10 protein-coding genes and 1 pseudogene are annotated in these 14,600 nt (G+C 65.9%); 7 read left to right on the top strand and 4 right to left on the bottom strand.

Annotation, left to right across the window (positions count from 1 at the left end):
- Window positions 1-3: 3 nt before the first annotated feature.
- The 3 genes from NED98_RS16060 (at window position 4) to NED98_RS16050 (ending at window position 4,565) form a co-directional block, all read left to right on the top strand.
- On the top strand, window positions 4-2,520 hold the full coding sequence (locus NED98_RS16060) for a penicillin-binding protein 1A (protein ID WP_265313649.1): 2,517 nt from the start codon (window positions 4-6) through the stop codon (window positions 2,518-2,520).
- Between the two features lie 123 nt (window positions 2,521-2,643).
- A complete protein-coding gene (gene prfB, locus NED98_RS16055) occupies window positions 2,644-3,771 on the top strand; it encodes a peptide chain release factor 2 (protein WP_265268866.1) in 1,128 nt (375 codons plus the stop codon).
- A 32-nt stretch (window positions 3,772-3,803) separates the two neighbouring features.
- Window positions 3,804-4,565 carry a class I SAM-dependent methyltransferase gene (locus tag NED98_RS16050; RefSeq protein ID WP_265313692.1) on the top strand — a complete coding sequence of 254 codons (762 nt, stop codon included), beginning with the start codon at window positions 3,804-3,806 and terminating at the stop codon, window positions 4,563-4,565.
- On the opposite strand, the gene NED98_RS16045 is transcribed toward NED98_RS16050, so the two are convergent.
- The gene (locus NED98_RS16045; RefSeq protein ID WP_265313648.1) at window positions 4,488-4,850 is read right to left on the bottom strand and encodes a JAB domain-containing protein; all 363 of its coding nucleotides are present in this window, start codon (window positions 4,848-4,850) and stop codon (window positions 4,488-4,490) included. The two genes, NED98_RS16050 and NED98_RS16045, sit on opposite strands and share 78 nt — an antisense overlap.
- Window positions 4,851-4,966: 116 nt before the next feature.
- On the opposite strand from NED98_RS16045, the gene thyA reads away from it, so the two are divergent.
- Window positions 4,967-5,893 carry a thymidylate synthase gene (gene thyA / locus NED98_RS16040; RefSeq protein ID WP_265313647.1) on the top strand — a complete coding sequence of 309 codons (927 nt, stop codon included), beginning with the start codon at window positions 4,967-4,969 and terminating at the stop codon, window positions 5,891-5,893.
- A gap of 24 nt (window positions 5,894-5,917) precedes the next feature.
- On the opposite strand, the gene NED98_RS16035 is transcribed toward thyA, so the two are convergent.
- On the bottom strand, window positions 5,918-6,802 hold the full coding sequence (locus NED98_RS16035; protein WP_265313646.1) for a LysR family transcriptional regulator: 885 nt from the start codon (window positions 6,800-6,802) through the stop codon (window positions 5,918-5,920).
- Between the two features lie 99 nt (window positions 6,803-6,901).
- On the opposite strand from NED98_RS16035, the gene NED98_RS16030 reads away from it, so the two are divergent.
- The 3 genes from NED98_RS16030 (at window position 6,902) to NED98_RS16020 (ending at window position 9,821) form a co-directional block, all read left to right on the top strand.
- The gene (locus NED98_RS16030) at window positions 6,902-8,974 is read left to right on the top strand and encodes a malate synthase G (protein WP_432423337.1); all 2,073 of its coding nucleotides are present in this window, start codon (window positions 6,902-6,904) and stop codon (window positions 8,972-8,974) included.
- Between the two features lie 231 nt (window positions 8,975-9,205).
- Window positions 9,206-9,331: a hypothetical protein gene (locus NED98_RS16025; protein ID WP_265268870.1), complete on the top strand. Its 126-nt coding sequence runs from the start codon at window positions 9,206-9,208 to the stop codon at window positions 9,329-9,331.
- Between the two features lie 16 nt (window positions 9,332-9,347).
- Window positions 9,348-9,821, top strand: coding sequence for a dihydrofolate reductase (locus tag NED98_RS16020; protein ID WP_265313644.1), 474 nt, complete (start codon window positions 9,348-9,350; stop codon window positions 9,819-9,821).
- 69 nt (window positions 9,822-9,890) lie between these two features.
- Here the strand turns inward: NED98_RS16020 and NED98_RS16015 are convergent.
- Both NED98_RS16015 and rpoC read right to left on the bottom strand, forming a co-directional pair.
- A pseudogene (locus tag NED98_RS16015) lies at window positions 9,891-10,144 on the bottom strand (GIY-YIG nuclease family protein).
- A gap of 120 nt (window positions 10,145-10,264) precedes the next feature.
- On the bottom strand, window positions 10,265-14,548 hold the full coding sequence (gene rpoC / locus NED98_RS16010; protein WP_265313643.1) for a DNA-directed RNA polymerase subunit beta': 4,284 nt from the start codon (window positions 14,546-14,548) through the stop codon (window positions 10,265-10,267).
- Between the last annotated feature and the right edge of the window lie 52 nt (window positions 14,549-14,600).

Genomic DNA, 14,600 nt, shown 5'->3' with positions numbered 1-14,600 from the left:
CGTATGGCGTCTTCTCCCCCTGAACCCGAAACGACCCTCAAGCTGCGCCGCGATGCCGGCCATTGGCGGCGGTCGCTGCGTGAGGCGTGGGCGAAGCGCTGGATCAAGATCGGCGCGGCGGTCGCGGTGCTGGCGGCGATCGCTTATGGAGTGTTCTGGTTCGCGATCGCACGCGATCTGCCGTCGGTCGATCAGCTGCGCACCTATGAACCGCCGCTGCCGACCAACGTGCGCGGGGGCGACGGCACGCCGATCTATTCCTATGCGCGCGAACGCCGTGTCGAACTGTCGTTCGCCGAATATCCGCCACAGCTGATCCACGCTTTCCTGTCTGCGGAGGACAAGACCTTCTTCGAGCATCACGGCGTCGATTACCCCGGGCTTGCCGGCGCGGTAGTCGATTATGTGTCGAAGATGGGATCGGGCCGGCGCGCCAAGGGCGGGTCGACGATCACCCAGCAGGTCGCGAAGAACCTGCTGATCGGCAATGCTTATTCCCCGACGCGCAAGATGCGCGAGGCGGTGCTGGCGTGGCGTATCGAGGATTCGCTGAGCAAGCAGCAGATCCTCGAACTCTATCTCAACCAGATCTTCCTCGGGCGGAACGCTTATGGCGTCGAAGCGGCGAGCCACGCCTATTTCGACAAGGAGCTGACCGAGCTCAGCCTGCCGCAGATGGCCTATCTCGCCATATTGCCCAAGGGGCCGTCGAACTACGATCCGTTCCGCGACACCGATCGCGCAATCGCCCGCCGCAACTGGGTGCTCGGCGAGATGGAGAAGAACGGCTACATCACCGCCGCGCAAAGAGACGAAGCCCGCGCCGCGCCGATCGGCGCGATCATCCGCCGCACGCCGAAGTTCGAGCAGGTCGGCGGCTATTTCGTCGAGGAAGTCCGTCGCCAGCTGATCGGCAAATATGGCGAGACCGCGCGCGACGGGCCCAACAGCGTCTATTCGGGCGGCCTGTGGGTGCGCACCTCGCTCGATCCCAAGCTTCAGGCCTATGCTGCGCAGGCGCTGCGCGACGGGCTGGTGCGCTACGATCGCGGGCGTGGCTGGAACGGCCCGCTGCGGCATGTCGATTTCGAGGGCGATAGCTGGCTTGGGGCGCTCGCCAACACCAATATCAGCATCGATTACAACGACTGGCGCGCCGCAATCGCGATCGCGCGTGAGGGCGATGCGTGGCAGATCGGCTTCGCCAACGGCCAGACCGGATCGATGCCGCGCGATCTGGCGCAGATGCCGGTGCGCGGCAAGGGTGGCACCGCCTTCGCCGCGATCAAGCCGGGCGACATCATCGCGGTCGCGCCGCAGGGCGGGCAGTTCGCGTTGCGCGCGGTGCCCAAGGTCTCGGGCGGGTTCGTCGTGCAGGAGCCGGCGACCGGCCGCATCCTTGCGATGCAGGGCGGGTTCGATGCCTCGATCCAGTCGTTCAACCGCGCGACCCAGGCGATGCGTCAGCCGGGGTCGACGATCAAGCCGATCGTCTATTCCGCCGCGCTCGAACACGGCATGACCCCGGCGTCGATCATCGTCGACGGGCCGTTCTGCGTCTATCAGGGCGCGCGGCTGGGGCAGAAATGCTTCCGCAACTTCGGCAACAGCCGCGGCGCCGGCCCGCACACGATGCGCTGGGGCATCGAGCAATCGCGCAACCTGATGACGGTGCGCGCCGCCGCGCAGACCGGGATGACCAATGTCGTCGGGCTGATGAAGGCGATGAACATCGGCGATTACCAGCCCTATCTCTCCTATGCGCTCGGCGCGGGCGAGACGACGGTGATGCGGATGGTCAATGCCTATGGCGTGCTTGCCAATCAGGGCCGCTGGCATTCGCCGACGTTGGTCGATTTCGTCCAGGACCGTCACGGCAAGGTGATCTGGCCGGAGAATTGGCGCGCCTGCGATCGCTGCAACATGCCCGATTGGGACGGCAAGCCGATGCCGCGCCCCGGGCTGCGCGGGCGGCAGGTGGTCGATGCGATGACCGCCTATCAGATGATCCACATCACCGAGGGCGTGATCCAGCGCGGCACCGCGACCGTGCTGCGCGATCTCGATCGCCCGATGTTCGGCAAGACCGGCACCAATTCGGGGCCGACCGACGTGTGGTTCATCGGCGGCACCCCGCAAATGGTCGGCGGGCTCTATATGGGCTATGACGCGCCGACCAGCCTCGGCGGCTATGCCCAGGGCGGCACGATGGCGGCGCCGATCTTCAAGGAATTCGCGGTCAAGGCGTTCGACGGGCTGGAGAAACTGCCGTTCCGCGCGCCGCAGGGGATCCGCATGGTGCGCGTCGACCGCGCCTCGGGCCGCCCGGTGTTCGGCGCCTGGCCGGCCTTCGGCGAATATACCCCGGCGGTGATCTGGGAAGCGTTCAAGCCGCAGAGCGAGGCGCGCCGCGCACCGCGCCGGCCGGAAGCGGCGCCGACCGCCACCGCAACCAATGCCGCGCCGCGCGCACAGCCCGGCGATAGCGACTTCTTGCAGCGGCAGGGGGGGATTTACTAAATCCCGCCGGCTTGAATTGAGACGTCATCCCGGCGAAGGCGGGGATTTCCCGGTTATCAGGCGAACAGCTTGTCCCGCGAGATTCCGGCCGTCGCCGGAATGACGAGATTTGGAGAATGAACGATGCGCGCCGAAGCGCAGGCCCATGTCGAGACGATCAACGAGGCGCTGGCGCTGTTGCGCCGCTTCCTCGATTGGGATCGCGCGCTCCGCCGGCTCGACGAGCTCAACGCGCGGGTCGAGGACCCGACGTTGTGGGAAAATCCCAAACAGGCGCAGGAAGTGATGCGCGAGCGTCGCCGGCTCGACGAGGCGATCACCGCGACCCGCGCGATCGAGCGCGAACTCGCCGACACCAGCGAACTGATCGAGCTCGCGGAAGCCGAGGGCGACGAGGATCTCGCGGTCGAGGGGACGCAAGCGCTCGCCCAGCTCGCCGAGCGTGCGCAGCAGGACAAGGTGAAGGCGCTGCTCGCCGGTGAGGCTGACAGCAACGACACCTATCTGGAGATCAACGCCGGCGCCGGCGGCACCGAGAGCCAGGACTGGGCGGAGATGCTCCAGCGCATGTACACGCGCTGGGCCGAACGCCGCGGCTATAAGGTCGAGCTGGTCGATTATCACGCCGGCGAGCAGGCCGGGATCAAATCCGCGACGTTGCTGGTCAAGGGCGAGAATGCCTATGGCTATGCCAAGGTCGAAAGCGGCGTCCACCGGCTGGTGCGGATTTCGCCCTATGACAGTTCGGCGCGGCGCCACACCAGCTTCTCGTCGGTGTGGGTCTATCCGGTGATCGACGATTCGATCGACATCGAGATCAACGACAGCGAGCTGCGCATCGACACCTATCGCGCGTCGGGCGCGGGCGGGCAGCATATCAACACGACCGATTCGGCGGTGCGCATCACCCACCTGCCGACCGGGATCGTCGTCGCCTGCCAGAACCAGCGCAGCCAGCACAAGAACCGCGCCGAGGCGTATAACCAGCTCCGCGCGCGGCTTTACGAGCACGAGCTGCGCAAGCGCGAGGAAGAGGCCAATGCGGTCAACGCCACCAAGACCGATATCGGCTGGGGGCACCAGATCCGTTCCTATGTGCTCCAGCCCTATCAACTGGTGAAGGATCTGCGCACCGGCACCACCTCCACCTCGCCGAGCGACGTGCTCGACGGCGATCTCGACGACTTCATGGCCGCCGCGCTGTCGCAGCGCGTGACCGGCGAGACGGTCGACGTGGAGGATGTCGATTGAGGCTGGGCGCGGCCCTGATTGCTCTGGCGGCGATGCTGGGCGGTTGCGACGGGTCGCAGCCGCTGATCCGGCATGACGACAAGGGTGAGCCCGGGCCGTTTCCCGCCGCGGATCGCCCGGTGGCGCATATCGTCTCGTCGCGCTGGTCGAACGAGGAGGCGCGCGACCGGCTCAACGAAGCGACGATAGTGATGGACCGCGCCAAGATCAGGCCCGGCATGACCGTCGCCGATATCGGCGCGGGCGAGGGTTATTACACGATTCGTCTCGCGCAACGCGTCGGCAAGGACGGGCGTGTGCTCGCCGAGGATATCATGCCGGCGGTGCGCGATGCGCTGGCCGAGCGCGTCGCGCGCGAGCGGCTCGATAACGTCAGCGTGCGGCTCGGCGTGCCGGCCGATCCCAAGCTGCCCGATGCCAGCTTCGATCGGATCTTCATGGTGCATATGTATCATGAGATCGAGCAGCCCTATGAATTCCTGTGGCGGATGCGTCCCTCGCTGCGCCCCGAGGGGCTGGTGGTGGTGGTCGACGCCAACCGTCTCGTTGTCGATCACGGCACCCCGCCGGCGCTGCTGCGCTGCGAATTCGCCGCGGTCGGCTATCAGCTCGTCGGGATGGAGAACATGCCGTCGGCGGGCGGCTATTTCGCGACCTTCAAGGCGGTCGGGCCGCGCCCGGCGCCGGGCGCGATCAAGCCGTGCCGCCTGCGCCCGTCACAACAGCCCGCGGGCACGCAGGCTGACAATGGCGCCGCTCCCAAGCACCAGATGGTCGACGAGCCGAATCCCTAAGGCATTGAATACCGTGACGACGAGGCGCGTGACCGTCAGGTCGTTGCGGCTCGGTTCGGCGTCGCCCGACGGGTGATTGTGCGCCATTGCGACCAGTTTCGCGTCGAACGACAGCGCGTCGCGCACCACCGTGCGAATGGGCACGTCGATGCAGAGCGTATCGCCCGACCGGATGTGGCGCAGCCCCAGCACGCGCCCGGCCGAATCGAGATAGGCGAAGGCGACAATCTCGACCGTAGCGGATGCGATTGGCGCGAACAGACCGGCCAGATGGGCGAAATTCATCGCGCGAGCTAACGGCGGGGAACCGGGTTAACCACTATTATCATCCGTTTCGGATCGATCTTTCTCTTCCGCTCATCGCCCTTGTGCGACCGACACGCGCCTGCCACTGCTGCGGCATGAGCGATGCGCATTTCGAGGACCAGTATCTCCGGCTGTTGCGCGAGGTGTGGGAGCGCGGCGACGAACGCCGCGACCGCACCGGGGTGGGCACGCGATCCTTGTTTGGCCCGACGCTGCGCTTCGATCTCAGCGACGACCGCGTGCCCTTGCTGACCACCAAGCGCGTCGCGTGGAAGACCGCGGCGCGCGAGATGCTGTGGTTCCTGACCGGCGACACCAATATCCGCGAATTGGTGCGGCAGAAGGTGCATATCTGGACCGACTGGCCGCTCGATCGCTATCGCCGCGCGACCGGCGAGACGATCGATCGCGACGCGTTCGAGGCGCGCATCCTCGCCGACCCGGATTTCGCCGCGCAATGGGGCGATCTCGGCCCGGTCTACGGCAAGCAATGGGTCAATTGGGATACGTATGAACCGGCGGGCGAGGGGCTGTTCCGCCCGGGCAAGCCGGTCAACCAGATCGCCGAACTGGTCGAGATGATCCGGCATAACCCCATGTCGCGCCGCTTGCTGTTCACCGGCTGGAATGTCGCCGAGCTCGGCGGGATGGCGCTGCCGCCGTGCCACATGACCTATCAATATCATGTCGCCGGCGGGCGGCTTTCGGGGATGCTGTGGCAACGTTCGTGCGACCTCGGGCTGGGTTTTGCTTTCAACGCCTTTTCGGCGGCGATGCTGCTGCGGATGCTCGCGCAGCAATGCGATCTCGCGCCGGGCGAATTGGTGTGGAGCGCGGGCGACGCACATATCTATCTCAACCACGCGCATCTGGTGGAGGAGACGCTGGCGCGCACCCCGCGCAGCGAGCCTCGGCTGCATATCGCGCGGCGGCCCGCGTCGATCTTCGACTATGCGATCGAGGATTTCGCGGTGACCGATTACGATCCGCACCCGCATATCGCGGCGCCGGTGGCGGTCTGAATTAGCCTCCGAACGGGGAGAGTTTTAAAACGTCGTATCCGCCAGCGTCTCGCGCAGGAATGCGATGAACGCCGTCACCGCCGGCAGCACCGCCGGCGCGCGCGGGTGGACCGCGTAGATCCCGACGTCCGTCGATCCCTCCCAGTCGGGCAATATGCGGACGAGATCGCCGCGCGCCAGCGTCTCGCCGACATCCCATAACGAGCGTAGCGCGATTCCCACCCCGGTCAGCGCGAGTTCGCGGACGATCTCGCTCGAATTGGTGATGACTGCGCTCGGCTGCTCGATCGTCGCGCGGCGTGTCCCGCTCACCAGCCGCCAGGGCATTTGGCCGGTCGCGGCGAGCAGGCGGTGGTCGCTCAATTGCGCGATCGTCTCAGGCGCATCGTGCCGCGCAAGATAGGCGGGCGCGGCGCACAGCAGCCGCCGGCTGGTGCCGAGCCGGTGCGCGACAAGATCGGGCGCGATCTCGGGCGCGATGCGCAGCGCGACGTCGATCCGCTCGCCGATCAGATCGACGAACCCGTCCGACAGGTTGAATTCCAGCGCCACCGCAGGATGATCGTCGAGAAAGCGATGCAGATGCGGCGCGATATGCAGCCGCCCGAACGAGGTGGGAGCGGAAACGCGTAGCGGCCCGCTCGGGGCGGCGCGCACCCCGGTGACGCGCGCCTCGGCCTCGCGCATCGTCGCGAGGATCGCGACGAGATCGGCGTGGAAACGCGCGCCCGGCTCGGTCAGCGCCAGCCGCCGCGTCGTGCGGTGGACCAGCCGTACCCCCAGCCTTTCCTCCAGCCGCGCGAGCCGTTTCGACACCATCGCCGGGGAGATTCCGAGCGCCCGCCCGGCAGCGGAAAGGCTGCCGACATCGACCACCCGGGCGAACAGCTCATAATCGGGATCGAGCATCATTCGTTCCTTATAGGAAAAGCTGCTTCAATTTCTTATAGCCTACCGATCAGGATGCGGCTGGTCTATTCGCCTTGGACAAAGGAGCAGGCGATGACGATGAACGACAAAGCGGGATTGCAGGTTGCGGCGGAACTGGCGCAATTCGTCGATGATCGCGTGCTGCCGGGCACCGGGATCGCCCCTGAGGATTTCTGGCGCGGCGCCGCGGCGATCTTCGCCGATCTCGTCCCCGAGAATCGGGCGCTGCTCGCCGAACGCGAGCGGCTGCAGCAGGCGATCGATGCGCGCTATCAGGCCGGCGAGGCAGTCGACGAAGCGTTTCTGCGGAGCATCGGCTATCTCGTCGACGACCCCGCGCGCTTCACCGTCGGCACCGCCAATGTCGATGACGAGATCGCGCGGCTCGCCGGGCCGCAGCTTGTCGTGCCGATCCTCAACGCGCGCTTCCTGCTCAACGCCGCCAATGCTCGCTGGGGCAGCCTGTACGACGCGCTTTACGGCACCGATGCGATCCCCGGCAGCGCGGCGCCGGGCGGCTATGATGCGGCGCGCGGCGCGCAGGTGATCGCCTGGGCCAAAGCGTTCCTCGATGAGGCGGTGCCGCTGGCGCAGGGTTCGTGGGCGGACCTCGCGGGCGATCCGGTGTTGCGCGATCCGGCGCAATTCGTCGGGCGGCGCGACAAGGCTCTGCTCTATCGCCACAACGGCCTGCATATCGAGGTGGTGATCGATCGCGATCACCCGATCGGGCGCGACGATCCTGCCGGCATCGCCGATGTCGTGCTCGAATCCGCGCTGACCACGATCTGCGACCTCGAGGATTCGGTCGCGGCGGTCGATGCCGAGGACAAGGTGGCGGCCTATGCCAATTGGCTCGGGCTGATGCGCGGCGATCTGGAGGACAGTTTCGAAAAGAACGGGCGGATGATGACGCGGCGGCTCAACCCCGATCGCGTCTACGCCGCGCCCGACGGGTCGACGCTGACTTTGCCGGGGCGGAGCCTGTTGCTGGTGCGCAACGTCGGGCATCTGATGACCAACCCCGCGGTCCGGCTGGCCGACGGCAGCGAGGCGCCCGAGGGTATTCTCGACGCGATCGTCACCAGCCTGATCGCGCTGCACGATCTCAAGCGGCAGGGGGCATTCGCCAACAGCCGCGCGGGCTCGCTCTATATCGTCAAGCCCAAGATGCACGGGCCGGCGGAATGCGCCTTCACCAATCGGCTGTTCGATCGCGTCGAGGATCTGCTCGGGCTCGCGCGGTATACGATCAAGGTCGGGGTGATGGACGAGGAGCGCCGCACCTCGGCCAATCTCGCCGCGTGCATCCATGCGGTGAAGGACCGCATCATGTTCATCAACACCGGTTTCCTCGATCGCACCGGCGACGAGATGCACACCGCGATGCGCGCCGGCGCGATGATCCGCAAAGGCGAGATGAAGACCGCGCCGTGGATCGCGGCTTATGAGGATCGCAACGTCCAGATCGGTCTCGCCTGCGGGCTTTCGGGCCGCGCGCAGATCGGCAAGGGCATGTGGGCCGCGCCCGATCGCATGGCCGATATGCTCGAACAGAAGATCGGCCATCCGCGATCGGGGGCGAATACCGCCTGGGTGCCGTCGCCGACCGCGGCGACGCTTCATGCGACTCATTACCACCGCGTCGACGTCTTCGCCCGCCAGCGCGAGCGCAGCGCCGAGGCGCCGGCGCCGCTGGAAAAACTGCTGACGGTTCCGGTCGCGCCCGGCCGCAACTGGCAGGCGGAGGAGGTGCGCGAAGAGCTCGACAATAATGCGCAGGGCATCCTCGGCTATGTCGTGCGCTGGATCGATCAGGGGATCGGCTGTTCGAAGGTGCCCGATATCCACGACGTCGGGCTGATGGAGGATCGCGCGACCTTGCGCATCTCGTCGCAGCATCTCGCCAATTGGCTGCTTCACGGCGTCGCGACCGAAGAGGCGGTCAATCAGGCGTTCGCGCGGATGGCGGCGAAGGTCGATGCGCAGAATGCCGGCGACGCGGCCTATCGCCCGATGGCAGGCGAGGGCGACGCGAATCTCGCCTATCGCGCGGCCAAGGCCTTGGTGTTCGAAGGGGTCGGCCAGCCGAGCGGCTATACCGAGCCGCTGCTCCACCGCTTCCGCGCCGAGGCGAAGGCGCGGGGGTAATCTCCTGTCATGCCGGGCCCGACCCGGCATCCAGAGTCGCGAGCGATGACCTTTGTGGCTCTGGATGCCGGATCAAGTCCGGCATGACGATGAATGAGGAGGAGGGCAGCGATGGCGCGCGGCTTCCGCTCGCGCGCCATTTCGCCTAGCGTTCGCGCATGACAATGCTCGTTAATCTGCCGTTCAGCCGTATCGACTACAAGTGTAGTCAATGGTTTGGGAGACGGTGCGATGCGCGACTATTTGATCACCATCATCACCGCGACGGCGGCCGCGTGGATTCTTCAATACAGCGTCCCGCCGGCGCCGGCAACGCCTTCGCCGATGGCGACGCCGAGCCCGCCGGCAGGGGATTGATGCCGAGAGTCGCGGCGTGACCCGTGTCTCGCTGCACCTCGCGCGCGCCGACAATGGCGTGATCGGCCGCGACGGCGGGCTGCCGTGGCGGCTCCCGGCGGACCTCAAGCGCTTCAAGGCGCAGACGATGGGGCGGCCGATGATCATGGGCCGCAAGACCTTCGAAAGCTTCCCCGCGCCGCTGCCCGGCCGCCGCCATATCGTGCTGACGCGCGATCCGGCGTGGCGGGCGGAAGGCGCCGAAGTGGCGCGCGATGTTGCCGGAGCGCTGGCGCTGGCCGGGGAGGATGCGGCGGTGATCGGCGGGGCGGAGGTGTTCGCGCTGTTCCTGCCGCTCGCCGACCGCGTCGAACTGACCGAAGTGCATCTCGACGCGGAAGGCGACACGATCGTCCCCCCGTTCACCGGCTGGCGCGAGGCGGCGCGGGAGGACCACCCGGCGGCGGAAGGCCGGCCGGCGTATAGTTTCGTGACCTTGGTGCGGGGATAGCCCGCATCCGTCATGCTAGCGAGAGCTGGCATCTCGTGCCTCAGGGATGCGGTCGAACAGATCGTCCCATTAGGCGTTGGCGGCGTCGATCAACGCAATCTTCCAATCGCGCTTCCACGCCTTGAGCGCCCTTTCTCGCGTGAGGGCTTTCCCATCGAGTCATGAAGTTCGGCGTGGACAAGCCGCGTCAAACCGTAGCGTCGGCAGAACGATGGACCAGCCCCGGGCCGATGCTGATCGACCCTTTCCGCGAGATACGCCGTCACGCCAGTGTCGAGGACACCGCGGGGTTTGTTGGTCATGATATAGGTCCAACCGCCCATCCGACATCCTACCGTGTGCCGATCGAGATGCGGCTTTCGCTGGCATGACGGACTTGGATAAAAAAACCGCCGCCCGGGCATCCCCGGACGGCGGTTCTTCTTTCACGTCGAGCGACCGGATCAGTCGTTCAGATATTCGCCCGCAGCCTCGTCGCTGCCGTCACCCGAGGGGACGACTGCGGCGAGCGGGTCCGGGCCGGTGCCCTGCGCATCGCGCGGCGAGCGGGCCAGCTCGGCGGCATGTTCGGCCGCCGCGCTGGTCGGCGCGGTGATCGCCATCGCCTCGGCGAGCTTGCGCTGCTGGACGCGGAGCGCCGCATCGCGCGACGATGCCGCGACCCTGAGGCGGTTCATGCCCGCGCCGGTGCCCGCCGGGATCAGGCGGCCGACGATGACATTCTCCTTGAGCCCCATCAGCGTGTCCTGCTTGCCCTGCACGGCCGCCTCGGTGAGCACGCGGGTCGTTTCCTGGAACGACGCGGCCGAGATGAACGAGCGGGTCTGCAGCGACGCCTTGGTGATGCCGAGGAGGATCGGCTTGCCCTGCGCGGGCTGCATGCCCTTGCTGAGCTTCGCGTTGACCTCGTCCATCTCCTCGCGATCCACCTGCTCGCCGGGGAGCAGGGTGGTGTCGCCGGCCTCGGTGATCTCGACCTTCTGCAGCATCTGGCGAACGATCACCTCGATGTGCTTGTCGTTGATCTTCACGCCCTGCAGTCGATAGACTTCCTGGATTTCGCTGACGAGATATTCCGCCAGCGGCTCGATCCCGAGCACTTCCAGAATGTCATGCGGGTCGGGGCTGCCGCCGATCAGGTTGTCGCCACGCTTGACGTAGTCGCCTTCCTGAACGTCGATCACCTTCGACTTCGGCACCAGATATTCGACGACGTCGCCGCCATCCTCGGGCTGGATGCCGATCTTGCGCTTCGCCTTATAGTCCTTGCCGAACACGACACGGCCGGAGACCTTTGCGATGATCGCATTCTCCTTCGGCTTGCGCGCCTCGAACAGCTCGGCGACGCGCGGCAGACCGCCGGTGATGTCGCGGGTCTTGGCGCTTTCGCGCGCGACACGCGCCAGCACGTCACCCGCCTGCACCGTCGCACCGTCCTCGACCGACAGCACCGCACCCGGCGCCAGCATGTAGCGCGCGGTCTCGCCCGAGCCCGCGTCGAGCAGGGTGATCCGCGGACGCAGATCCTCCTTCGACTTGGAACCGGCGCGGAACTCGGTGACGACGCGCTGGGCGATGCCCGTCGCTTCGTCGACCTGCTCGGTCAGCGTCTTGTTCTCGACGAGATCCTGGAACTTCACCGTGCCGCCGGTCTCGGTGATCACCGGCATGGTGAACGGATCCCACTCGGCCATGCGATCGCCCTTGGAGACGATATGGCCGTCGTCGAACATGACATAGGCGCCGTACGGGATGCGATCGACCGACAGCTCGCGACCGTCCATGTCCTTGATCGCGATCTCGCCCGAGCGGCTCAGCACGACGCGGCGGCCACGCTGGTCCTCGATCAGACGCAGGTCGCGGAATTCCACCGTCCCGTCGGCATGCGCCTCGAGGTTGGAGGTTTCGTTGAGCTGCGCCGCGCCGCCGATGTGGAAGGTACGCATCGTCAGCTGGGTGCCCGGCTCGCCGATCGACTGGGCGGCGATGACGCCTACCGCCTCGCCGATGTTGACCGGCGTACCACGCGCGAGGTCACGCCCGTAGCATTTGCCGCACACGCCGATCTTCGATTCGCAGACCAAAGGACTGCGGATCTTGACCGCCTGGATGCCGATGCCCTCGATCACCGCAACCGCCGGCTCGTCGAGCAGCGTGCCGGTGGGAATGACGACCGCATTGGTCTTCGGGTCGACGATATCCTCCGCCGTGGTGCGGCCAAGGATACGCTCGCCGAGCGACGCGATGGTCGAGCCGCCCTGAACGATCGCCTTCATCTCCAGCGCGCGTTCGGTGCCGCAATCTTCCTCGACGATGACGCAATCCTGCGACACGTCGACGAGACGGCGGGTGAGGTAACCCGAGTTGGCGGTCTTCAGCGCGGTGTCCGCAAGGCCCTTACGGGCGCCGTGGGTCGAGTTGAAGTACTCAAGGACGGTCAGACCTTCCTTGAAGTTCGAGATGATCGGCGTCTCGATGATCTCGCCCGACGGCTTGGCCATCAGGCCGCGCATACCGGCAAGCTGCTTGATCTGCGCCTGCGAGCCACGCGCCCCGGAGTGGGCCATCATGTAGATCGAGTTGATCGGTGCTTCGCGGCCCGTTTCCGGGTCGAGCTTCACCGCCTTGATCTCGTTCATCATCGAATTCGCCACCTGATCGCCGCAACGGCTCCAGGCGTCGATCACCTTGTTGTACTTCTCCTGCTGCGTGATCAGGCCGTCCTGATACTGCTGCTCGAAGTCCTTCACCTGCTCGCGGGTCTCGTCGACCAGCTTTTCCTTGTCGCCCGGGATGACCATGTCGTCCTTGCCGAACGAGATGCCGGCACGGAACGCGTGGCGGAAACCGAGCGCCATGATCGCGTCGGCGAACAGCACGGTCTCCTTCTGGCCGGTGTGGCGATAGACCTCGTCGATAACGTCGGTGACGTCCTTCTTGGTCAGCAGCCGGTTGACCGTCTCGAACGGCACCTTGTGGCTCTTCGGCAGGCACTCGCCGAGCAGCATGCGGCCCGGGGTCGTCTCATAACGCTTGAGATACTGCTCGCCATTCTCGTCGGTCTGCGGAACGCGGCTGACGATCTTGGTGTGCAGCGTCACCGCGCCGGCGTTGAGCGCCTGGTGGACTTCCTGCATGTCGCTCAGCAGCATGCCCTCGCCCGGCTCGTTCTGCTTCTCCATCGAGAGATAGTAGAGACCGAGCACCATGTCCTGCGACGGCACGATGATCGGCTTGCCGTTGGCGGGCGACAGGATGTTGTTGGTCGACATCATCAGGACGCGCGCTTCCAGCTGCGCCTCGAGGCTCAGCGGGACGTGCACGGCCATCTGGTCGCCGTCGAAGTCGGCGTTGAACGCGGAGCAGACCAGCGGGTGAAGCTGGATCGCCTTGCCCTCGATCAGCACCGGCTCGAACGCCTGGATGCCGAGGCGGTGGAGCGTCGGCGCGCGGTTGAGCAGCACCGGATGCTCGCGGATCACCTCGTCGAGGATGTCCCAGACTTCCTTGCGCTCCTTCTCGACCCACTTCTTGGCCTGCTTCAAGGTCATCGACAGACCCTTGGCGTCGAGCCGGGCGTAGATGAACGGCTTGAACAGCTCGAGCGCCATCTTCTTCGGCAGGCCGCACTGGTGCAGCTTGAGCTCGGGACCGGTCACGATCACCGAACGGCCCGAATAGTCGACGCGCTTGCCGAGCAGGTTCTGACGGAAGCGGCCCTGCTTGCCCTTGAGCATGTCGGACAGCGACTTCAGCGGACGCTTGTTGGCGCCGGTGATCGTCCGGCCGCGACGGCCGTTGTCGAACAAAGCGTCGACCGCTTCCTGCAGCATGCGCTTTTCGTTGCGGACGATGATGTCCGGCGCACGCAGCTCCATCAGCCGCTTCAGACGATTGTTGCGGTTGATGACGCGGCGATACAGGTCGTTGAGGTCGGAGGTCGCGAAGCGGCCACCGTCCAGCGGCACCAGCGGGCGCAGCTCGGGCGGGATCACCGGGATCACCTCGAGGATCATCCATTCCGGGCGGTTGCCGGATTCGAGGAAGCTCTCGACGACCTTGAGGCGCTTGATGATCTTCTTGGGCTTGAGCTCGGACTTGGTGGTCGCGAGTTCTTCCAGAAGCTGCGTCTTTTCGCCTTCGAGATCGAGGCTTTCGAGCATGATGCGCACGGCTTCCGCGCCGATCCCGGCGGAGAAGGCGTCCTCGCCATATTCGTCCTGCGCTTCGAGCAGTTCGTCCTCGGTGAGAAGCTGATACTTCTCAAGCGGGGTGAGGCCGGGCTCGATGACGATATAGGCTTCGAAGTACAGCACGCGTTCGAGCTGCTTGAGCTGCATGTCGAGCAGCAGGCCGATGCGCGAAGGCAGCGACTTCAGGAACCAGATGTGCGCGACCGGCGCGGCGAGCTCGATATGGCCCATGCGCTCGCGGCGGACCTTGGAGACGGTAACCTCCACGCCGCACTTTTCGCAGACGATGCCCTTGTACTTCATCCGCTTGTACTTGCCGCACAAGCATTCGTAATCCTTGATCGGGCCGAAGATGCGCGCGCAGAACAGGCCGTCACGCTCGGGCTTGAACGTGCGGTAGTTGATCGTCTCCGGCTTCTTGATCTCGCCGAACGACCACGAGCGGATACGATCCGGCGATGCGATGCCGATCTGGATCTGATCGAAGGTCTCGGGCTTCGCGATCGGGTTCGCGAAAGGGGTAATCTCGTTCATATTCCTACCTCTTTCTCCCTCTCCCCGCTTGCGGGGAGAGGGTAGGGGAGAG

The organism is Sphingomonas lycopersici (assembly GCF_026130605.1).
Lineage (GTDB): Bacteria > Pseudomonadota > Alphaproteobacteria > Sphingomonadales > Sphingomonadaceae > Sphingomonas > Sphingomonas lycopersici.
Note: the sequence above shows the minus strand (reverse complement) of the source record. Positions and strands in the feature narration are given on the sequence as shown.